16 protein-coding genes and 2 pseudogenes are annotated in these 20,607 nt (G+C 58.3%); 7 read left to right on the top strand and 11 right to left on the bottom strand.

Features of this window, described 5'->3' with window-relative positions; all coding sequences use genetic code 11:
* Positions 1 to 38: 38 nt before the first annotated feature.
* Entirely contained in the window at positions 39 to 1,511 is a 1,473-nt protein-coding gene (locus ACP4CD_RS17655; RefSeq protein ID WP_071160735.1) for a complex I subunit 4 family protein, read from the bottom strand.
* 237 nt (positions 1,512 to 1,748) lie between these two features.
* On the opposite strand from ACP4CD_RS17655, the gene rlmH reads away from it, so the two are divergent.
* The 6 genes and pseudogenes from rlmH to ACP4CD_RS17625 all read left to right on the top strand — a co-directional run bounded on the left by rlmH (position 1,749) and on the right by ACP4CD_RS17625 (position 9,523).
* Complete coding sequence (gene rlmH, locus ACP4CD_RS17650) at positions 1,749 to 2,213, top strand: 23S rRNA (pseudouridine(1915)-N(3))-methyltransferase RlmH (protein ID WP_064028363.1); 465 nt, start codon at positions 1,749 to 1,751, stop codon at positions 2,211 to 2,213.
* A 2-nt stretch (positions 2,214 to 2,215) separates the two neighbouring features.
* Positions 2,216 to 2,791, top strand: coding sequence for a Maf family protein (locus ACP4CD_RS17645; RefSeq protein ID WP_071160737.1), 576 nt, complete (start codon positions 2,216 to 2,218; stop codon positions 2,789 to 2,791).
* Entirely contained in the window at positions 2,788 to 4,245 is a 1,458-nt protein-coding gene (rng, locus tag ACP4CD_RS17640) for a ribonuclease G (protein ID WP_064028367.1), read from the top strand. The genes ACP4CD_RS17645 and rng overlap by 4 nt, the downstream gene beginning before the upstream one ends.
* A gap of 12 nt (positions 4,246 to 4,257) precedes the next feature.
* Positions 4,258 to 8,055 carry a YhdP family protein gene (locus ACP4CD_RS17635; RefSeq protein WP_426994705.1) on the top strand — a complete coding sequence of 1,266 codons (3,798 nt, stop codon included), beginning with the start codon at positions 4,258 to 4,260 and terminating at the stop codon, positions 8,053 to 8,055.
* A 48-nt stretch (positions 8,056 to 8,103) separates the two neighbouring features.
* Positions 8,104 to 8,921 (top strand): annotated as a pseudogene (locus ACP4CD_RS17630) (carbon-nitrogen hydrolase family protein).
* Between the two features lie 5 nt (positions 8,922 to 8,926).
* The gene (locus ACP4CD_RS17625) at positions 8,927 to 9,523 is read left to right on the top strand and encodes an outer membrane protein assembly factor BamC (RefSeq protein ID WP_064028373.1); all 597 of its coding nucleotides are present in this window, start codon (positions 8,927 to 8,929) and stop codon (positions 9,521 to 9,523) included.
* A 140-nt stretch (positions 9,524 to 9,663) separates the two neighbouring features.
* Here ACP4CD_RS17625 and ACP4CD_RS17620 read toward each other — a convergent pair whose 3' ends face one another.
* The 5 genes and pseudogenes from ACP4CD_RS17620 to trpE all read right to left on the bottom strand — a co-directional run bounded on the left by ACP4CD_RS17620 (position 9,664) and on the right by trpE (position 14,031).
* Entirely contained in the window at positions 9,664 to 10,296 is a 633-nt protein-coding gene (locus ACP4CD_RS17620) for an Eco29kI family restriction endonuclease (RefSeq protein WP_426991857.1), read from the bottom strand.
* Positions 10,293 to 11,474, bottom strand: a pseudogene (locus ACP4CD_RS17615) (DNA cytosine methyltransferase); the annotation flags it as partial. The gene ACP4CD_RS17620 and the pseudogene ACP4CD_RS17615, both read right to left, overlap by 4 nt.
* A gap of 25 nt (positions 11,475 to 11,499) precedes the next feature.
* Positions 11,500 to 11,889, bottom strand: a complete 390-nt coding sequence (locus ACP4CD_RS17610; RefSeq protein WP_426991856.1) for a very short patch repair endonuclease — start codon at positions 11,887 to 11,889, stop codon at positions 11,500 to 11,502.
* On the bottom strand, positions 11,882 to 12,550 hold the full coding sequence (locus tag ACP4CD_RS17605) for an anthranilate synthase component II (RefSeq protein WP_426991854.1): 669 nt from the start codon (positions 12,548 to 12,550) through the stop codon (positions 11,882 to 11,884). The genes ACP4CD_RS17610 and ACP4CD_RS17605 overlap by 8 nt, the downstream gene beginning before the upstream one ends.
* Positions 12,547 to 14,031 carry an anthranilate synthase component I gene (gene trpE, locus ACP4CD_RS17600; protein ID WP_071160740.1) on the bottom strand — a complete coding sequence of 495 codons (1,485 nt, stop codon included), beginning with the start codon at positions 14,029 to 14,031 and terminating at the stop codon, positions 12,547 to 12,549. The genes ACP4CD_RS17605 and trpE overlap by 4 nt, the downstream gene beginning before the upstream one ends.
* Positions 14,032 to 14,181: 150 nt before the next feature.
* Between trpE and ACP4CD_RS17595 the strand changes: the two genes are divergently transcribed.
* A complete protein-coding gene (locus tag ACP4CD_RS17595) occupies positions 14,182 to 15,048 on the top strand; it encodes a fumarylacetoacetate hydrolase family protein (RefSeq protein WP_426991853.1) in 867 nt (288 codons plus the stop codon).
* A gap of 11 nt (positions 15,049 to 15,059) precedes the next feature.
* Here ACP4CD_RS17595 and ACP4CD_RS17590 read toward each other — a convergent pair whose 3' ends face one another.
* The 5 genes from ACP4CD_RS17590 to mmoD form a co-directional block, all read right to left on the bottom strand.
* A complete protein-coding gene (locus tag ACP4CD_RS17590; RefSeq protein ID WP_071160742.1) occupies positions 15,060 to 16,808 on the bottom strand; it encodes a sigma-54-dependent Fis family transcriptional regulator in 1,749 nt (582 codons plus the stop codon).
* 223 nt (positions 16,809 to 17,031) lie between these two features.
* The gene (groEL, locus tag ACP4CD_RS17585) at positions 17,032 to 18,714 is read right to left on the bottom strand and encodes a chaperonin GroEL (protein ID WP_426991851.1); all 1,683 of its coding nucleotides are present in this window, start codon (positions 18,712 to 18,714) and stop codon (positions 17,032 to 17,034) included.
* A gap of 188 nt (positions 18,715 to 18,902) precedes the next feature.
* A complete protein-coding gene (locus ACP4CD_RS17580) occupies positions 18,903 to 19,190 on the bottom strand; it encodes a hypothetical protein (protein WP_064028385.1) in 288 nt (95 codons plus the stop codon).
* A 5-nt stretch (positions 19,191 to 19,195) separates the two neighbouring features.
* Complete coding sequence (gene mmoC / locus ACP4CD_RS17575) at positions 19,196 to 20,227, bottom strand: aromatic/alkene monooxygenase hydroxylase FAD-binding subunit MmoC (RefSeq protein WP_231883651.1); 1,032 nt, start codon at positions 20,225 to 20,227, stop codon at positions 19,196 to 19,198.
* A gap of 1 nt (position 20,228) precedes the next feature.
* Complete coding sequence (gene mmoD / locus ACP4CD_RS17570) at positions 20,229 to 20,492, bottom strand: soluble methane monooxygenase-binding protein MmoD (protein WP_064028387.1); 264 nt, start codon at positions 20,490 to 20,492, stop codon at positions 20,229 to 20,231.
* Between the last annotated feature and the right edge of the window lie 115 nt (positions 20,493 to 20,607).

Below are 20,607 nucleotides of genomic sequence, written 5' to 3'. Positions count from 1 at the left end.
GCGGCGATCCACGCGGCCGGCCGGAGAGACTATCCAATTCACGGCAGGCGCTCTCCTATCACCGCCAACATTCTATCCACCGTGACGCTGGACAACTCGATCAGCGGCGCCGGCAGCAAACCCAACGCGACGATGCCACCGACCAACACCCCGGACGCCAGCATTTCGACCGGCCGCAAATCGGCGATCTCGCGCATTTGCGGCTTGACCGGTCCGGTAAACAACAGGCCGACGGTGCGCATCGCGTAAGCGGCGCTGATCAGGATGCTCAGGCTGAAAAACACCATCAAGCCGCCCCATTGCCGGAAACCGCCGATCAGCGTGTGCAACTCGGCGACGAAACCGACCGAGCCCGGCAAGCCCATCGCCGCCAGCAAGGTCAGCGTCGTAAACACCGCGAAACGCGGCATGACCTGGACCAGCGAGCTGTAGTCGGGCAGGTGACGGGTATGGGTGCGTTCGTAGAGCAGTCCGACCAGCAGGAACAAGGCGCCAGCGATCAGGCCGTGCGCGGTCATCTGCAAAATCGCGCCGGTGAAACCGGTATGATTCAACGCCGCGATGCCCAGCAGCACCACGCCCATATGACTCAAGGACGAATAGGCCACCATCGCCTTGATGTCGGTCTGCCGCCAAGCCAGCAAGCCGCCGTAGAGCATGCCGAACAAGGCCAGGAACAGCAACGCCGGCTGCAGCAATTGGGCGGCGACCGGCAGCATCACGCACGACCGGATCAGACCGTAGGCGCCCATCTTCAACAGGATACCCGAGAGCAGAATGCTGATCGGGCTGGGGGCTTCGACGTGAGCCAGCGGCAGCCAACCGTGCAGCGGGAAAATCGGCATCTTGACGCCGAAGCCGATCAAGAAACCCAGCAATACCAGAACTTGCTCGACCACCGGCATGGTTTGCGCCGCCTGACCCATTGCCGCCATCAGCGAACCCTGCTTTTCCAGGTCGTACTCGCTGATCGCCAGCAGACTAAGCAACATGAATACCGACCCGCCCATCGTGTACAACACGAAGTTGAGACTGGCCGCGTGGCGGCGCTTGCCGCCCCAACGATCGATCAGGAAGTAGAGCGGAATCAGCGTGACTTCCCAGAAAATGTAAAACAGCGCCCAATCCTGCGCCATGAACACGCCCAACATACCGAATTCCAGCAGCAACACGCAGATATGATAACCCTTGACGCCGTCGCTGACCGACACCGAAGCCAGCAACGCAATCGCGGTCAGCAAGGTGGCCAAGACCAGCATCGGCAGCGACAAACCGTCGATGCCGAGCGCGTAGGCGCTGCCGAGCTTGGGATTGAGCGGATAGAATTCGCCGAATTGCATCGCGCTGTCGCCGGCGTCGAAATCCAACAACAGCTTGCCGGCCAAGGCCAGCGCGCAAAGACTCACGAGGTTGCCGAGGATGCGGATCAGCCTGACACGGTCGCCGGAAACCGGTACCAACATCAGCGCCCCTAGCGCCGGGGTCCACAGCAACGCGCTTAAAATCGCCATTTCGAGGTGGTGGTTGAAGTCCAATTCCGGCCATTCTAAAGGCAGCCGGCCCGGCTTGACCAGCCTGAATTCGCGGCTTGGGCCGTTTTCCGGGCCGGCTCGGCGTCGGAATCGGCCGCTCGGTTTAAAAATCCGGCGGCTTCGTGTACTCTAGCCGGCTGGCGTCGCCCACGGGTGACGCTACTTTTAACCCCGCGCAGGCCGCCACCGCGTCCTCGGTGTCCGCCTCAAACCACGATGCAAATTCACCTGATAGCAGTCGGCAACAAGATGCCGGACTGGGTACAGCAAGGTTATAATGAATACGCCAAACGCCTGCCGCGCGAATGCGAACTGGTCTTGCGGGAAATCGCGCCGGATAAGCGCAAAAGCGGCGACATTGCTCGTATCGCCCGCGACGAAGGCGAGCGGATGCTGGCGGCGTTGCCGCCCAGAGCTCACGTCGTGACCCTGGATATCCCCGGCAAACCCTGGGCCACCTCGGATTTGGCGCAAGCCCTGCAACGCTGGCTGGGCAACGGCCAACCGGTAGCGTTGATGGTAGGCGGCCCGGAGGGCCTGTCGGAGCAAGTCAAAAGCGTCGCCAAGGAATCCTGGAGCCTGTCGCCGTTGACCTTTCCCCACCCGCTGGTTCGCATCGTCGTGGCCGAACAAATCTACCGGGCCTGGAGTCTGCTCAACCACCATCCTTACCACCGCTGACCATGAGCCCACAAATCATTCTCGCCTCCGCCTCGCCGCGCCGTAGCGAATTGCTGAAGCAAATCGGCGTGCGCCACCGCGTCGTCTCGGTCGACATCGACGAAGCACCGCTGCCCCACGAAGCACCGGATGCTTATGTCGCCAGGGTCGCCGCCGAAAAATCCGAAGCCTGCCGGCTTGTAGACCGTTCCGGCCTGCCGATTCTGGCGGCCGATACCAGCGTGATCCTGGACGGCCGCATCCTCGGCAAGCCCGCAGACTTGCAACACGCGATCGAGATGCTGAGCCGGCTGTCCGGCCGTACCCATCAGGTTTTCAGCGCGGTGTCGCTACGCGGCGATCGGCATTGGCAAGCCATCAGCGTCAGCGAGGTGCGTTTTCGACCGCTCAGCCACCAGGAAATCGTCGCCTATTGGCAAACCGGGGAACCATGCGATAAAGCCGGCGCCTATGCCATACAGGGCTTGGCCAGCACGTTTATCGAATCGATGGCCGGCAGTTTCTCCGGCGTGATGGGTTTGCCACTGTTCGAAACCGCCCAATTACTGGCCCAACAAGGCATTACCATCCTCCCATGAGCGAAGAAATTTTAATTAATGTGACGCCGCCGGAAACCCGAGTCGCGGTCATCGAAAACGGCGTCTTGCAGGAATTGATCATCGAGCGGCTGCGCCAGAAAGGCCTGGTCGGCAATATCTACAAGGGCGAAGTTTGTCGGGTACTACCGGGCATGCAGGCGGCCTTCGTCGACATCGGCCTGGAACGGGCGGCATTTTTGCATTTGTCGGATTTCAGCAGCCAGGAATTGGCCGAGAAGGCCTCGGAAAACATCGAACACTATCTGAAGGAAGGTCAGAAACTGGTGGTCCAGGTCACCAAGGACCCGATCGGCAACAAGGGCGCCCGTCTGACCACCGATATTTCGATACCGTCGCGCTACCAGGTTTATATGCCCTACGCGGGCAACTCCGGCGTGTCGCAACGCATCGAATGCGAAGCCGAACGCGGCCGTCTGCGCGCCTGTATCGAGTCCTACCAGCAAAAACACAGCGTGCCGGGCGGCTTTATCGCCCGCACCGCCGCAGAATGCGTCGAGGAAGCCATTCTGTATTCGGACATGACCTTTTTGCACAAGCTCTGGGAATCCATCCTGGAAAAAAGTCAAAAAGCTAAGGTCAAGACCCTGATCCACGAGGACTTGCCGCTCAGCGTTCGCACCCTGCGCGATTTGTACAAGGAAGGCATCGAGAAAATCCGCGTCGATTCCAAGGAAACCTATCTGCGCATGGTCGAATTCGCCGAAACCTTCGTGCCGGAAGTGGTCACGGTCATCGAGCACTATTCCGGCGAGCGGCCGGTGTTCGACATTTACAATGTCGAGGACGAGATCAGCAAAGCATTGGATCGCAAGGTCAAACTCAAATCCGGCGGACATCTGGTATTCGACCAAACCGAATCGATGACGACGGTGGACGTGAATACCGGCGGCTATGTCGGCGGACGCAATCTGGAAGAAACCATCTTCAAGACCAATCTGGAGGCGGCGCAGACCATTTCCCGGCAGCTGCGCTTGCGCAATCTGGGCGGCATCATCATCATCGATTTCATCGACATGCAGAGCGACGAGCACAAAAAACAAGTGCTCCAGGCCCTACAGCGCAACCTCGACAAAGACCACGCCAAGACCAAAATCACCGAGGTCTCGGCACTGGGTCTGGTGGAAATGACCCGCAAGCGCACCCGCGAAAGCCTGGAACACATACTCTGCGAGCCTTGCTCCACTTGCGGCGGACGCGGCGTGCTGAAAACCGCCGAATCGATTTGTCTGGAAATCTTTCGCGAGATTATCCGAGTGGTGCGCCAATATTCGGTTCAGCAAATTCTGGTGTTGGCCTCCGAGCAGGTCGTCGAAATGTTGCTCGACGAAGAGGCGGACATGCTGGCCGAACTGGAAATGTTTCTGAAGGTGGCGATCAAGATTCGCGCCGAAGCCGAATACAATCAGGAACACTACGACGTGGTGCTGTTATAGGCCGTCGCCTTGGTGATTCGACACGTCAGCCGCGCGAGTCGGCATCTGCTATTCTGGTCGCTGATAACGGCGGCGCTGGTGCTCAGCGCCTTCCGGATTTGGCTGACCGACATCGCCGACTATAAACCGGAGCTGGAACGGCGCATCCGGGAGGCGGCCGGCATCGCCGTGCATATCGGCCGGCTGGATGCGAACATGCGCGGTTTCAGCCCGGAGTTGAAACTGATCGACATTGCCGTCGACTCGGCCGACTCGGCGGCCCGGCCGGCCATCCGGCTCAGGGAAATCCGGATCGGCATCGATCTGCTGGCCTGGCTGTTCAGCCAGGACCCGATGGCCTCGGGCTGGGTCAGCTTGGTCGGCGCCAAGCTGGACATTATTCGCAACAGCGACGGCAGCCTGGCTGTCAAGGGCTTGCCGAGCAGCGACGAACAACCGCTGTGGCTGTTGCAAGGCGGAAAGTACGAGATCCTGCAAAGCCAGCTGACTTGGCAAGACCTGAAACGCGGCAGCCCGAAAGTCGCCGTCGACGACTTCGATTTGCTGATTAAAAACACCGCCGACGGCGCCAATCACGAAGTCCATCTGCTGGCGAAACTGCCGGAAAGCCACGGCGACCGACTGCGGGTTTCCGCGCGGCTGACAGGCAATCCGTTCCAGCCGGACACAATAGACGGCAGCCTTTACCTCGAAGCCGACAATCTGCAAGGCCCGGCTTGGCTGAACGACGCATTTCCCGAAGGCCCGAGGCTGAACTCCGGTTCCGGCGATTTCCGAATCTGGAGCGAATGGCGCCACGCGCTACCTTACCGGATCGCCGGCTATGCGCAGGCGCAACAAATCCAGCTCAGCCGTCCGCAAGGCGCGGCGTTGCAACTCGACACGCTGGAAGGTAACTTCGTTTGGCGCGATGAGGCCGGCAGCCAACGCTGGTGCGGCTACGACGTCAATCTCGTCGCCAAGCACCAACGTTGGCCGAATGCCGAATTCTGCGTCGGCCGCAATGCCGACGGCGCGTTGTCCGGTTTAATAGAAAGGATCGACTTGCAAGCGCTGATGCACTTGGCCACCGCCTGGACCCCGGCCGACGATAGGCAGGCCCAATGGCTGAAGATCAATCCGCACGGGATTCTGCGGCAAGTCGGCTTTTACGCCGACGCCAACTTCGACCGCTATGCCTTGCACGGCGACTTTACCGAGCTGGGCAGCGAAGCAGCCGACGTATTTCCGCAACTCCAATCCGTGAACGGCACGTTCTCGATCGCCGATGCCGGCGGCCACCTGCGACTGAACGGCCACGAAGTCTTGTTGAACGCACCGGCGCTGTTCCGCAATCCGTTGACCTTGCATAACCTCGACGGCAGTCTGAGCTGGCGACAAACCGCAGACGCCTGGCAAATCCACGGCACCGATCTGATGATCGACGCCGATATGCGCACCGCCAGCGCATTCGACCTACTCGTGCCTAAAAACGGCGATAGCCCGACGCTGGCGATGCGTACCCGCTTCAGCGACTTTAACGACATCGGCAAAGTACCGCTGTATCTCCCGGCCAAAGTCATGAGCCAGGACGCGGTGGCCTGGCTGGACGACGCCTTCGTCGCCGGCCGGATCGAACGCGGCGAAATGGTCTTGTCCGGCCGTCTGGCGGATTTTCCGTTCGAACAAGGTAACGGCCGTTTCGAAACAGTCTTCGCGATCGACGGCGGCGAAATTCAGATCAACGAGGATTGGCCGCATCTGCAAGACGTACACGCCGACGTGCAGTTTCTCGGCGCCGACTTGCAGGTGGCCATCGACGGCGGGCACAGCGAACAGGTCGACATAAGCCAAGCGGTCGTGGCGATACCCGATTTGGCCAATAGCGAGGCGGTTTACGTGTGGGGCCGGGTCGGCGGCAAGCTGGCGGCCGGCCTGAGTTATCTGCAAAAAACGCCGTTGCACGGCAAGGTCGATCCGCTGGTCAAGGCCTTTAGCGCCGAAGGCGAGGTCCGCGTCGACCTGGATCTGAAGATCCCGTATTACGAGAACCAACCGACCGTCTCCGAGGTCGCGGCCCATTTGACCGAGGCGAAATTAACGTTGAATTCGGTGGCGCTGGCGATCTCCGACATCAACGGGGTTCTGCATTTCAGCGAAGACGGCGCTAGCGGCGAACGCCTGGACGCCCGCGCGCTAGGCCACCCGATTCGCGGTACCTTGAGTCACGACCAAAGCAGTACCCGACTGGTCTTAGACGGGACCACTGGTACCGCCGAATTACAAAAGCAGTTCGCCTTCCTGAAAAACCAAAGCGCCGCCGGGACATTCCGTTACAGGGCCGATTTGCTGATACCCTACGCCGCCGAACGCCCGTCGGTCTTGACGATCACCAGCGACTTACAAGGCGTCGCCGTCAACGGTCCCGACTGGCTGGCCAAATCGGCCGAACAGAGTCTGCCGATCGCGCTGAATTTTCGTTTGGACAGCGGCGACCGCCTGCCGCTGGACATCCGCTACGGTCAGGATCTGAGCTTGGCGCTAACGATAGACACCAAGCAGAATCGGCTATATTCCGGCCATGTCGTCTATGGCGGCAGCCAAGCCGAGCCCTATCCGGCCGCCGGTCTGAAGCTGGACATCGCCCGCCCCAGTTTCAAGTTGTCCGAAGCCCTGGCCGCCTTCGGCGACAGCGAGCAACAGCAGCGCCTGCCGCCGTTGCGGGAGGTTGGTCTGACCACCGAACAATTGATCTGGCAGGGCCGCGACATCGGCCCCTTTCATTGCAGTTTGACCCGTCGCGATCAAGGCTGGCAAGGCAGTATCGACAGCAAGTTCGCCCGCGGTCAGCTGAATATTCCCGACCTGCGCGGCGGCGGCGGCGAACGTTTTGTGTTGAACATGGATTATTTGAATCTGTCGGCGGCCGATCAACTGGATTTCGACGCCGCCGAAGATGTCGTCACCGAATTGCCGCTGATCGAAATCGACAGCCAGCAATTGCTCTGGCGCGGCGTCGATCTGGGCAAATTGAAATTGCGTAGCGAACGCCGTCCGCAAGGCATGCACTTCAAGCAGATCCAGCTCAACAAGGGCGGCCGGACCATGGAATTCCGCGCGGACTGGACCAAATTGGCCGGCGCCAGCGTCACCCAATTGAGCGGCCGCTTGACCACCGACGGTTTCGGCCAATTTCTGACCGAACTGGGTTACACCGATGAAATCAAGGAAACCCATGCCGACATCAGTATCAACGGCGGCTGGAGCGGCGCGCCTCATCAGTTTTCGCTGGCCGGCTTCGACGGCACCGTCCAAATCGACCTCAGCGACGGCCGGATTTCCAGCATCGAGCCTGGCTTCGGCCGACTGCTGGGCCTGATTGCGATGGAACAATGGGCCAAACGCTTGAGTCTGGATTTCAGTGACGTTTACCGCCAGGGCTTTGCCTTCGACCGAATTACCGGCCATTTCCGTTTCAGCAACGCCCAAGCCTACACCGACGATCTGGTCATCGACGGCGTGGCCGCGAAGCTTAGTTTGGCCGGCACCGCCGATCTCGCCAAAAAGACCGTGGACCATCGCGTCGCGGTAATACCCAAGAGTTCCGACGCCTTGCCCATAGCTGGTACAATCGTGGGCGGGATTGCCGCGATGATTACGCAAGTGGTTACCGACGATTATAAAGAAGGTTATTTCTTCGGCTCCCAATACAAACTCGCCGGCCCTTGGGGCAATGTTGAAGTCACGCCGCTGCACGATCAAGACGGTCTGGTGAAAAAGGCCTGGCGCAGTCTGACCGGCTTCGAGTGGCTGAACGATCTGACAAAATAACGCGATACCCCCATCTCCTCGCCAAACAATTAGAACAACAAGGACAACATGACTATCTGTGCCGCCATTCAAATGGCCTCCGGGCCGCAAGTCAGCGCCAATCTGCTCGAAGCCGACAAACTGATCGCCGAGGCCGCCAAGGCCGGCGCTAAACTGGTCGCGCTGCCGGAAAATTTCGCGATCATGGGCATGCACGAGACCGACAAGATCAAGGTCGGCGAACAAGACGGCAGCGGCCCCATTCAGGACTTCCTCGCCGCCACCGCCAAAAAATACGGGATCTGGCTAATCGGCGGCACGATACCGGTATTCGGCGAAGCCGCCAACAAGGTGCGCGCCACCTGCCTGGTGTTCGACGAGAAGGGCGAGCGAGTAGCCCGCTACGACAAGGTACACTTGTTCGACGTCAACGTGCCGGATTCGGCCGAGGTCTACCGCGAATCGGATTCCATCGAGGCCGGCGAAACCCCTTGCCTGATCGATTCACCGTTCGGCAAGATCGGCATCGCGGTCTGCTACGACCTACGCTTCCCGGAGTTTTTTCGGCCGATGGCGCGCAAGGGCATGGACATTCTGGTGTTGCCGGCCGCTTTCACCGCCAAAACCGGCGCGGCGCATTGGGAGGTTCTGCTGCGGGCGCGCGCGATCGAAAACCTATGCTACGTCTTAGCCCCCAACCAGGGCGGCTTTCATATGAACGGCCGACAAACCTACGGCCACAGCATGTTCGTCGATCCCTGGGGCGTCGTGCTGGATTGCTATAAAACCGGCCCCGGCTTCGTCAGCGGCGACGTGGACCGCGGCCGACTGGAAAAACCCGAGCGTCGTTTCCGGTCCTGGAACATCGCCGCTTTTTTTGCGAGTAAGCCCCATGTTGAAAACGTTGCGTTACACCCTGCCTTGTCTGCTATTGGCCGGTTGCGCCGACGCCCCGGAAAAATATCGCGACATCAAGCATCTGGAATTGCCGCCGGTACTGCCGATCGAGAATCCCCATCCGCAACCAGCCATCGCCGCCGACGATCTGACCGGCTCGAAAAGCGGGGGAAAATCCATGCTGGCGGGCTTGGTTGACTTCAAGGACGACGGTCAAAAACCGCAGCTAACGTTGATGACCCGGCTGGATCGGGCCTGGGAAATGGTGGAAACCGCGCTGACGCTGAGCGATATCGACATCGTCGACAAAAACCGCAACGACAACAAAATCCAAGTCCGCTACGACCCGGATACCGGCGGCAAAACCAAAAGCCTGTTGAACCGGCTATTTTTGGATAACGACTTCCCGGAAGCGGAATACACCATTTCATTGACCGATGCGATTTCCGGCGTCAAAGTCAATGCCGCTCTGGGCAAACCGGACGACTTCGCCGCCAACGAAGACGGCTCGGCCGCACTGATCCGCCTGCTGCACGACACCATCGATAAGAAAATCATCAACCGCGACGAGAAGGCAAAACCGGAGGAGTAAGCGCTGGGAGCCCGTTCGGCACTGTTCGGCCGTCTTGAACGCGATGGCGATGGATACGAATACGACGTAGCGTCGAAAAATGTCGCGACCGACCACCAACCCAATTACCGAGCGTTACGGTAATTCAACCCACACAGGCCTTAACCCGCGCCATCGGAGGGAGGGTTACTCCGTAAATACTCTCTGGCCTCGGTCGTGATTTGCGCGGCGGATTCCGTTCTGGCTTTACATTTTTCGGCCCACTGCCGACCGGGATGCAATACGTCCCAACGCGGCCTGAGTCCGGCATGGCGTCCGCTTCCGGGATCATGATTGCCGAAGCCGTCGATCAGTTTGTTCCATAGCGGATCGAACTTGGCGATTAACAAGGATTCACCGAGCGGAATCCAAATATCATCGACAATCAGATACCTACAATGAAAATCCGCAAGATCGAGATTGCTGGCGTCCTTGAGGCTTTTGATATGCTGGGTCAGCCGGTTATATAAAACCTTTCCGGGATTGGCATCCAAATCGCCTCCCTTGCGCGCTCCCTTGGGGACCGCTTTGCCGACATAAATGGGCGCCGCGTATTTTCCATCCCTGTTAACGTTGGCGACCGCTTCGTAGGCTGGAAATTGTCCGGAATAGTAAATCGCGTAAATTCCAGCACCGTCGAAGCTCTTCAAATCGGCCATGGAGACAACCGGACGCCGGAGCAGGGCTTGACCCACGCTCTCGCCCAATTGCCGCTTATCCAATGGATTGAACGGAACAACTTTTCCCGTCGTCACGCAATATCCCTTGCTACCGCTTGAGCCCGCTCCCCCAATTTGGCGTCCGCCAAACGTTCGGCAACGGAGGCCGCCACGCGCCGCCCCAAGGCCACTGGCACGGCGTTACCGAGCTGACGCATCGTTTCCGACCACGAGCCGTGAAAGACATAGCCGTCCGGGAAGGTTTGCAGCCTCGCCGATTCTCGAGCACTGAAATAACGCACATCGCCGTTATCCAACACCATCATGTTCTCTCCGCCGGGAACGCCATGATCGCCAGCCTTTAAAGTTTTGGCCGGCAAATCCAGCGGACTGCCGGTATGTCCGGGATAAACCCTGGCTCCTGCTTGATAATGGTGATTATTGAATAAATGCTCGCCATCGCGGCGCGGATCGGGAACATCGATCAAGGCATCTCTAACCGTGCGCCAAGGCCGCTCCGCTGGAGGAAACAATGACGATAGTCGGCGAACTCCAGGAATCAAACGGGTAGGAAGCGACGGTCGATTTTTAGTTGCAATCTTGTGGCGATCCCAATATTCTCCAGAAATCCATTTTGCGTACAACAGCGCGTCGCTTCCGTGGCTAGGCAGGGGAAAAGACCAGCGGATATTCAAATCGGAACGAAATCCGACGATAAAGACTCGTTCCCGTTTTTGCGGCACACCGTAATCGGCGGCATTGACCAGTGTCGGTACGACGTTGTAGGTTAAGCCTGATAAATGCAGCGTTCCCGAGGATTTTTCGGTTTGCAAACGCTTCAAGTGTTCCATCCATGTCTCGCCATCCTTACGATACACCTCCGGAAACTCCAATTGCAGCAGTATGTATTGGTAATAATTCGCGAAGCTCGAGCGAGTCAATCCCTTGACGTTCTCAACCACAAAAGACTTTGGGCGCAGTTTACGAACCACTTCAACGGTCGCTGGAAACATATCGCGACTGTCTCCATACGCCCGATGCTTACCGCCCATCGAAAAAGGCTGACACGGCGGACCGCCGGCCAACAAATCGATACCTTCCGGAATTGAAGACCAATCAAACGATCTAACGTCGCCCTCCCATAGGGGCCAGTCCCGAGTAAGCGGGAATCCGCGTTTTTGGTTTTCCCGAATCGTATCGCAAGCCCATTTGTCCCATTCCACCACCGCAAGGGAGTCGAAGCCGGCTAGGGAAACCCCCATGGCTAGCCCCCGGCTCCCGCGAAAAGCTCAACTGACTTCATAGCGGCTGCCCTATTCCAGTCTCCAGAAATTCTTTTACTCGTGACGATACCGTCTCAATGTCCGCCATCTCGCACTCCCAAACCACCATGACTCGCCATCCGAGTTGAAGTAATCGTTGTTGGTTGCTCTGATCCCTTTGCCTGTTCGCTTCCAACTTTCCGATCCAAAAATCCAACTTGGATTTTGGTAACCTCGCCAACCGGCAATCGAGGTGTCTATGCCAGAAACACCCGTGCATGAAAATTACGGCACGCCTGCGTGGAAATACCAAATCGGGCGTTCCAGGTAAACCACTCACATGCAAGCGATAACGGTATCCCATTTTGTGAATCATCCGCCTTAATTTCATCTCCGGGATCGAATCCTTGTTTCGAACCCTAGACATGCGCTCGCTTCGTTCCTTCGGAGACAACGTGTCCGTCATGGCTGGTATCGCTAATACCCGGTTCAACGGGATTACCTATCCAAAAATTCCGCAACATGTCGTGCCCGTGCTCGGTCAAAATCGACTCGGGGTGAAACTGCACGCCTTCGATGTCCAGGGTTTTGTGGCGCACACCCATGATTTCGTCGATGTTACCGGCTTCGTCCTGGGTCCAGGCGGTGACTTCCAGGCAATCGGGAATGGTCGCCTGTTCGATGACCAGCGAGTGATAGCGGGTGGCGGTAAACGGATTGCTCAAGCCTTTGAACACACCCAAATCTTTGTGATACACCGGCGACACCTTGCCATGCATGATTTGCTTAGCATGGATGATGTTGCCGCCGAAGGCGTAGCCTATGCTTTGATGGCCCAGGCAGACGCCAAGAATCGGATACTTGCCGGCGTAGCGGTGGATGGTTTCGACCGAGATGCCGGCCTCTTTGGGGGTGCAGGGGCCGGGGGAAATCACGATTTTGTCCGGGCGCAGCCCTTCGATGTCTTCCACCGTCACTTCGTCGTTACGCACCACCACCACCTCGGCACCCAGTTCGCCGAAATATTGCACCAGGTTGTAGGTGAACGAATCGTAGTTGTCGACCATCACCAATCTGACGCCGCTCATGCTTTGCCTCCGAGGCCGGCTTCGGCCATGCTGACGGCGCGGAACACCGCGCGGCCCTTGTTCATTGTTTCATCCCATTCGCTGCGCGGCACGGAATCGTAAACGATGCCGGCGCCGGCTTGAATGTGCAGGGTTTGATCTTTAATCACCGCCGTGCGGATGGCGATGGCGGTATCCAGATTGCCGGACCAGGAGATGTAACCGACCGCGCCGGAATAAATGCCGCGCTTAACTGGCTCCAGTTCGGCGATGATTTCCATGGCCCGAATCTTCGGCGCGCCGCTGACGGTGCCGGCCGGGAAGGTGGCCGCCAGCACGTCGAAGGCGTTTTTGCCTTCCTGCAATTCGCCGGTGACGTTGGAAACGATGTGCATCACGTGCGAATAACGCTCGACGATCATCTTGTCGGTGAGTTTGACGCTACCGATTTTGGCGACCCGGCCGGTATCGTTACGGCCCAAGTCGATCAGCATCAAATGTTCGGCGATTTCCTTGGGGTCGGCGAGCAGTTCTTTTTCCAGTTCCAAATCTTGCTCGTGGGTTTCGCCTCGGCGGCGGGTGCCGGCGATCGGCCGCACCGTCACTTCGTTGTCTTCCAGGCGGACCAAAATTTCCGGCGACGAGCCGACCACGTGCAAATCGCCGAGATTCATGAAAAACATGTACGGCGATGGATTCAAACAACGCAAGGCCCGGTACAAATCCAGCGGCGAGGCCTCGAACGGAATCGACATCCGTTGCGACAACACCACCTGCATGCAATCGCCGTCGGTAATGTATTGCTTGGCTTTCATGACCGCGGCTTCGAAACCTTGCTGGGTAAAGCCGGACACGAAGTCGGTTTCCCGCACATGCTTGGTCGTCGCGCTCGATTGCGGGTGGGCGTGCGGCTCGCGCAGTTTCGCAACCAAGCTATCCAGCCGGGCCTTGGCGTTGTGATAGGCATTGTCCTGGGCCGGGTCGGCGTGAGTCAGCAACAGCATTTTGCCGGACAGATTGTCGAACACCAATAAGTCCTGCGAGACCATCAACAAGATATCCGGCGCACCGATGGGGTCGGGCTTATCGCCGGGTGTTAGGCGCGGTTCGATGTAAGCGATGGTCTCGTAGCCGAAATAGCCGACCAAGCCGCCGTTAAAGCGCGGCAGACCGGGCACGTCCGGCACCTGGTATTGCCTGCGAAACTCTTCAATCCAGGCCAGTGGCCGCGCGTGTTCGAAGGTCTCGGCCGCCGCTCCGTCGCGTTCCACCGTGATCTTCAAACCGTGGATTTTGATGCGCGTGTTACACGGCAAGCCGATAATCGAATAGCGTCCCCACTGTTCCCCGCCGTGTACCGATTCGAGCAAATAGGAATAGGCGCCGTCGGCCAGCTTCAAATAAGCGCTGAGCGGCGTATCCAGGTCGGCCAAAACTTCGCGGCAAACCGGAATGCGGTTGTAGCCCTGTTGGGCGTATTCGGCAAATTGGGCGGGTGTCATCAGTGTTGCTCAGAATGGGTCGTAGCGACCGTTGCGAATCAACGTGCGATTGTACCCCACAACGCGACTAGCGGGCGAACGCCCGCCGAGCGCCGCCGCCAAAACCCGGCCGATCGGCTAAAATGACCGATTTTCGGACCGAGCGATTATATGAAACTGGTAACTTTTCTAAGTAACGGCGCTTGCAAGATCGGCGCGCTGGTCGGCGATGCGATCGTCGCCGCCGACGACAGCTTGCCGAACGATATGATCGGTTTTTTGGCGGCGGGCGTCGAAGCCAGACGGGCCTTGCAAGCGCTGATCGACGGCGGCGCGCCGAGATTGGCGCTGGCCGACGTGACCTTGCTGGCGCCGATCCCCAGACCCGGCAAATTGCTCGGCATCGGCCTGAACTATGCCGACCATATCAACGAAACCGGCTGGGAAAAGCCCGAATACCCGACTTTTTTCACCAAACAAAGCACTTGTGTCATTGGCCCCGACGCCGCGATCCATATCCCGCCAATATCGGACAAGGTCGATTACGAAGGCGAATTGGCCTTCGTAATCGGCAAACGCTGCAAATATGTCGGCGTGGATAACGCCCGCGATGTCATCGCCGGATATACCATCTGCAACGATGTCACGGTTCGGGACTGGCAGGCACGTACCCCGACCTGGACGCTGGGCAAATCCTTCGACAGCCACGGTCCGCTCGGCCCGTGGCTGGTCACCGCCGACGAAATTGCCGATCCGCACAATCTCACGTTGAAGACCTGGGTGGACGACGAATTGCGGCAGAACGCCAACACCGGTGAGATGATCTTCAATTGCTACGAAATGGTCGCCTATCTGACCCAGGCGATGACACTGGAGCCGGGGGACGTCATTACCACCGGCACCCCGGCCGGCGTTGGCGTAAAGATGAAGCCGCGCGGCTATTTGAAACCTGGACAGACCGTGCGCATCGAAATCGAGGGACTTGGTGCGCTAAGCAATCCGGTGATTACCGAACCGCCCGGAAATCAGGGCGCGTAAAGACCGCCGCGCTACTCGCTGGCCATCCGGCTTAGGCCGAAACGGTCGATTTTCTTGTACAGCGTGGTGCGGGTGATACCTAGCGCCTTGGCCGCCTGCGAAATGTTGCCGGCGCAGGCCCGCAACGTGGTTTTGATGCCGTAAAGCTCCCAATCCTCCAGCGTCATCGCCCGTCCCGGCTGCGACGCCCTGGGCGAGGCCTCCAACTCCGGTTCGGACTCCCGCGCGGTTTTCGCCAGTTCCGCGACAAAGTCCACCGGCAGATCCTCGCGCGTGATGAAATTGCCGCCGGCGGTATACAGCGTGGCGCGTATTACGTTGATCAATTGCCGAATATTGCCTGGCCACGGATGCTGCTCGATCAAGGCAATGACGCTGGGACATATGCCGATCGCTTGTGCGTTGGGCATTTTCGCGAGTTCGCGCTGCAGAATGTGATGGATGATGGCCTGTTTGTCCTGCCGCTCACGTAATGGCGGCAGGTGGATTTGCGCACCGTTGAGACGGTAATACAAGTCGCGCCGAAAGCGACCGGCCTCGACCGCATCCAGCAAAGGCACATTGGTGGCCGCGACGATCTGCACATCGACCCGAATCGGCTTGGCACCGCCGACCGGCGTGAATTCGGAGGTTTCCAATACCCGGAGCAACGTGGATTGCAAATCCAGGCTCATATCGCCGATTTCGTCCAAAAACAAAATGCCGCCGTCGGCCAACAAAAATTTGCCCGGTTTACCGCCGCTGCGGGCGCCGGTGAAGCTGCCGGCTTCATAGCCAAACAACTCGCTTTCGATCAAATCGTGCGGTATCGAGGCGCAATTGATCGCGATCAAGGGCTGCTCTCGGCGTGGCCCGGCATGCTTGAGGAGATTGACGAAGTGATCCTTACCGACGCCGGATTCGCCGGTGATCAGGATGGGAATCTTGTATTGCTGCAACTTGACCGCCTTATCAACCAAGGCCGCCAATTGCTCCGACATGGCCGGTTCCTCGGTTTGCGGCGGCCTTTTCGCTAATTTGAACGGGATTTTTTCCAAGACCCTGGCCTGCGCCGCCGGACTGCGCGTTAACGGCAGATTGGTATTCAACACCACGCATAGCAGATGCAGAAAGGCGAACAAGGAATTCATACTCTCCTGGCGATCGGCAACCAGGCCGATCACCGCCAGCAATTCGCCGCTGTCGTCCAGCAACGGGTAACCGACCGTGCTGAAAGGATGTAACAAACTCAAGAAATGCTCCATGCCTTGAAAGGCGACCGGCCGTTTCAGCAAGGCCGCGCTACCGATACCATTGTTGCCCAGCACCGCTTCGCTCCAACGGCTGTTTTGTTCGTACAGGTTGCGCATGAACGGGCTGGGGAAGGGATTTTCACCTAGAGCTTGTAACAACGCGCCGTCTGCGGCGGTCAGCACCAGCATCACGCCGGCTTCTTTCAAAAACACGTGAAATTGGTGACCCAAGTCCGCCAGCGACTCGGCGATCTGGCGGGACTGCGCATCGCCGCCGACAGCGCCCTGGCCCGAACGCTGCCAATTGGCGAAATTCCCTAGCGGCAATTGATAGTCCTCCAAGCAACGCCGCCAAGCTTCGGCCACTTCCGGCCGAACCCAGTCGCTCTGATCGGGCACGGAGCGGGTTTGATTCATCCATCGCCAGGCTTGAACCGGGCGGTCGACTTCGAATTCCAGCGTACGCTTGTACAGAAAGGTTTCCTGAACAATTTTGGCGGTTTCGGGTAACCGTAACGCAATATCCATTTCTTGTCTCGATGTCCGGGCGCCGATTTTGGTTTTGGCGCGAAACTAAATAAAAAACAGCGGCTTAGACTGTTTTTCGTTCGTTTTGAGTAGAACGCGCACCATAACAAAATAAAAAAAGAGGCAATGCGACATAACGTCACATTGCCTGTTCTCGGAGTTGCAAGATTCCCGGAGCGGAGAATCCTCTAGTCGAGAGAGGAGGTTTAAGAGGTAGGTTGCATCACGCGCGCGGGTCCTCGCGAGTCGCCGCGGCCCATTCCGGCGAATAGCCGGCCATAATGGTGGGATCGGGCACATCCATCACCACTGATTCGCTGGCCATTAACGTGCCAACGATGCTCACTGCATTACGTAATCCCAAACGGACTACCTTCACCGGATCGATGATGCCGATGTCCAAGAAGGGACCCAAGCGTTGCCGCTGCGTATCGTAGGCGTAACTCTCGCCGGCGTGTCGGCGTAAGTCCGCCGCGACGATTTCCCCATTCAGACCGGCGTTGCTGAGTATTTGTCGCAACGGCGCGAATAAGGCCTGACTCAAAATCGCCACGCCGCGATGTTGTTCGGCATTCTCGGCGATGACCTCGTCCAAGACCGCCGCGACGGCGACAAGCCCGGCACCACCGCCGGGCATGACGCCTTCCTCCAGCGCCGCTTGCACCGACTTGTAGGCGTTTTCGATGCGGACCATGCGTTCCTTGATTTCGATGTCGGTAACACCTCCGACGCTGAACACCCCGGTTTTACCGGACAGCATCGCGATGCGTTCTTCCAACTCGTCCGCTTCGTGCTGATTGCCGGTCGGGGAGCCGTCGCCCGGTTTGCGCGCGCGCACGTCCGCGAGCGCTTGACGCAAGCCGGACACAACCCGCGCGACGGCTTCGGAATCACCGGCACCGGCCAGTATGGTAGTTGTTTCCGCGCCGACGATTGCGCGCTCCGCCTGGCCCAGTTGCGCCAACGTCAGATCTTCCAACCGAGTACCGTGGCTTTGTAGGACCGGCGTGGCGCCTGTCAACAAGGCTAAGTCGTTCAATCTTTCCAGCCGGCGGTCGCCAAAACCGGGCGGCTTGACCGCGACAGTTTTGAACACGCCGCGAATGTGGTTCAGCAGCATGCCGGTCAACGCGTTGTCGCGGACATCGTCGGCGATCACTAGTAACGAACGATGCTGGTCGGCGACTTGTTCCAAGATGGGCACCAAATCCATCAAGTCGACGATTTCCCGGTCGCAGAGCAGGATGTAAGGACGCTCAAGTTCCGCCGTGGCCCGATTGCGGTCGGTCACGAAATAGGGCGACAAATAGCCCTGGTCGTAGCGAATACCCTCGACAATATCCAGTTCGTCGTCCCGGCCGTTACCCAGTTGAAAAGTTAAGGGGCCATCTTGACCCAATTCGGCGAAAGCTCGGTTGAGCAATGTGCCGACGCCGGGCTCATCCTTGCTGGCGACTGCCGCTATTCGGGCGATCCATTCCGGCGTGACGTCTGTCAATGCCCGGCGCCGCAATTCAATTTCAACCAGCGTCAGCGCCAGATCCAGGCCTTTTTGCAATTGCAGTGGATGGAAGCCGGCCGCGACGCTTTTCAAACATTCAGCGGCGATCGCTCTAGCCAATACGATCGCCGTGGTGGTGCCGTCGCCGACTTGCCGCGACACGGATCCCGCGACATCGCGCAGCATTCGCCCGCCGAGATCGGCAACCCGGTCTTCGAGAATGATCGAGTTGGCGACGGTCACCCCGTCGCGAGTAAAGATGGGCGGCATGCCATCGGTACGGTGCTGAATCAGTACCGCCGGCCCGGAACTGCCTAGCGTTGCCGCCGCGGCCCTAGCCACGGTGTCCATGCCTTGCATGATCCGCAAGCGGGCCTCGGGGTTGTAAATAATTTGTTTACTCATAAGTCTCGTATGCTGGTGGCGGACCAACGCTCCCCGCCAAAATCGGCTTGCTCCCGAAGGGAGAGCCGGCGAGGGCGCTAACCCAAGTTCTTAAAACCCAAACCGCCCCCTAAAAGCCATTCGTCCGGAACAGCTTTTCAGAAAGGTATCCTTTTGCCTTTGGGGAAGGTTGGGAACTAGTGCGGCGATCAAGTTCGGTTTTTCATCAACGCCTGACCGGCCCGCGCCCGCGACAATCTGGCCCGCTTCAGCCTCAGCCAAACCCAAGTCAGTTTTTTGTCGTTATGGTCCAGCGCCAATCGAAAGGCCTCCTCGTCCTCGGGCGGCATGCGCCTTTCCCAGTACTCCAGCAACTCGGCAACGCGCTCGTCGCCGAGCTTGGCAACCAAACGGATTTCTTCGGCGGCAAGCGCCCGAATGCTGTCTTCCAATTCCATGACCATTTCGTTGATAAACGCTTGATCTTCGCTTTTCATCGGATTCAAGCGGCGCTAGGCAAAAATTTTTCCAAGTAGATTTTGTCGCGCGGGATGCCGACTTCGGCGCAGACCGCGTAAGTGGCATCGACCATGCCCGGCGGACCGCACAAATACAAATCCGGTTTGACGCCGGTACCCTGCAAGTCACGGCGTAAAATATCCACGACGCTGCCTTTCTCGCCATGCCAGCCGTCGCTGGCCTTCCAAACGCAAATACGCACCGACAAGGTCGGCATGGCTTGTTCCAGTTGCTGGAGCTGATCTCCGTAGAACACTTCCTGCTCGGTGTTGACGCCGAAATAGATCACGCAGGGCTGAGGTTCTTCCCATTCGTGCATGCGGCGTACCATTGATAGGATCGGTGCCAGTCCGGTACCGCCGGCCACGAAATAACGTGGCGTAAAACCGTTTTCCTTCAATCCGAACACGCCCAAGGGCCCAACTACGTGAATGGTCTGGCCGACATAGGCATCCTGTTGTAAATAGGAAGAAAACTTACCGTTGTCGACGATACGAATCAAAAACTCCAACTCGCCGCGATTGTTGGCGGTATTGGCCGGCGAATAAGACCGACTGATTTCCGTACCCGGAATGACCAAGTTGTAGTACTGTCCCGAATCCAGCCGAATTTGCTGATCGTCACCGAGCTTTTGCAAACGCAATTTCACAACGTTACTGGACACCTGCGCCAATTCAACAATTTCGGCGTCGAATTCCAAACCCTCCGGCGAAAACGAAATCCGGTCATAGGTATACGGCACTTCGATTTCCAGATTAGTCGTCGGGAAACAACGGCACAACAATACGAAACCCTCTTCGGCCTCGTCGGGCGGCAGGGCCTGGACACTGACCTTACCGATTTCGTAATCGCCTTCGGTACAAAATCCCTTGCAGGTCGCGCAACCGCCCTCGCGACATGAGGCCATCAGATAGATATCCTGGCGCAATCCGGCGCTGATGATATCTTCGTCGTCTCCGCAATCGAAGGCGACCGATTCACCGTCCTCGGTGATGATTTTGACATTATGCATCATGTTAAGCGTCTCCCTGGCCGACGCGCGCCGCAGAGACATTGAAAAACGCCATCACGTGCTCAACTGCCCGGCGAGAGGCGTCCAGCGTCAACGAGCACCCTTCTTGCACCAGCTTGCGGTCGCGGTAGATGGTCCAGCGCCACATGAAGTCCAAGTCTTCGCCGAATGCGGTATAGGGGGCAACATCGTATAACTTGGTCACCGGCGCGGAGGCGTCCGGAAACGGCGGTGGCGTCGCCGATTTGATATTGGCTAGTAAATCCATCGTACTGTCTATCGAGTTAGATTGAGAATAAGCCGAGACGCGATCCGGCGCCCCAACCGAAAAAACCGGGGAAAGAAGAGCCCGCCATCCATGGCGGAACCCTAACATGCCGGAG

This window comes from Methylomonas stagni (genome assembly GCF_050154735.1).
Classification (GTDB): Bacteria; Pseudomonadota; Gammaproteobacteria; order Methylococcales; family Methylomonadaceae; genus Methylomonas; species Methylomonas koyamae_A.
This window is presented reverse-complemented; position numbering and strand designations above follow the sequence as displayed.

Excerpts from the sequence above, each read along its gene's own strand:
- rng (WP_064028367.1), top strand. The coding sequence starts at position 2,788 with ATGAGCGAAGAAATTTTAATTAATGTGACGCCGCCGGAAACCCGAGTC.
- ACP4CD_RS17590 (WP_071160742.1), bottom strand. The coding sequence starts at position 16,808 with ATGGATATTGCGTTACGGTTACCCGAAACCGCCAAAATTGTTCAGGAA.
- ACP4CD_RS17655 (WP_071160735.1), bottom strand. The coding sequence starts at position 1,511 with ATGGCGATTTTAAGCGCGTTGCTGTGGACCCCGGCGCTAGGGGCGCTG.
- ACP4CD_RS17595 (WP_426991853.1), top strand. The coding sequence starts at position 14,182 with ATGAAACTGGTAACTTTTCTAAGTAACGGCGCTTGCAAGATCGGCGCG.
- groEL (WP_426991851.1), bottom strand. The coding sequence starts at position 18,714 with ATGAGTAAACAAATTATTTACAACCCCGAGGCCCGCTTGCGGATCATG.
- ACP4CD_RS17625 (WP_064028373.1), top strand. The coding sequence starts at position 8,927 with ATGTTGAAAACGTTGCGTTACACCCTGCCTTGTCTGCTATTGGCCGGT.
- mmoD (WP_064028387.1), bottom strand. The coding sequence starts at position 20,492 with ATGGATTTACTAGCCAATATCAAATCGGCGACGCCACCGCCGTTTCCG.
- ACP4CD_RS17645 (WP_071160737.1), top strand. The coding sequence starts at position 2,216 with ATGAGCCCACAAATCATTCTCGCCTCCGCCTCGCCGCGCCGTAGCGAA.
- mmoC (WP_231883651.1), bottom strand. The coding sequence starts at position 20,227 with ATGATGCATAATGTCAAAATCATCACCGAGGACGGTGAATCGGTCGCC.
- ACP4CD_RS17610 (WP_426991856.1), bottom strand. The coding sequence starts at position 11,889 with ATGTCTAGGGTTCGAAACAAGGATTCGATCCCGGAGATGAAATTAAGG.
- trpE (WP_071160740.1), bottom strand. The coding sequence starts at position 14,031 with ATGACACCCGCCCAATTTGCCGAATACGCCCAACAGGGCTACAACCGC.
- ACP4CD_RS17580 (WP_064028385.1), bottom strand. The coding sequence starts at position 19,190 with ATGAAAAGCGAAGATCAAGCGTTTATCAACGAAATGGTCATGGAATTG.
- ACP4CD_RS17605 (WP_426991854.1), bottom strand. The coding sequence starts at position 12,550 with ATGAGCGGCGTCAGATTGGTGATGGTCGACAACTACGATTCGTTCACC.
- rlmH (WP_064028363.1), top strand. The coding sequence starts at position 1,749 with ATGCAAATTCACCTGATAGCAGTCGGCAACAAGATGCCGGACTGGGTA.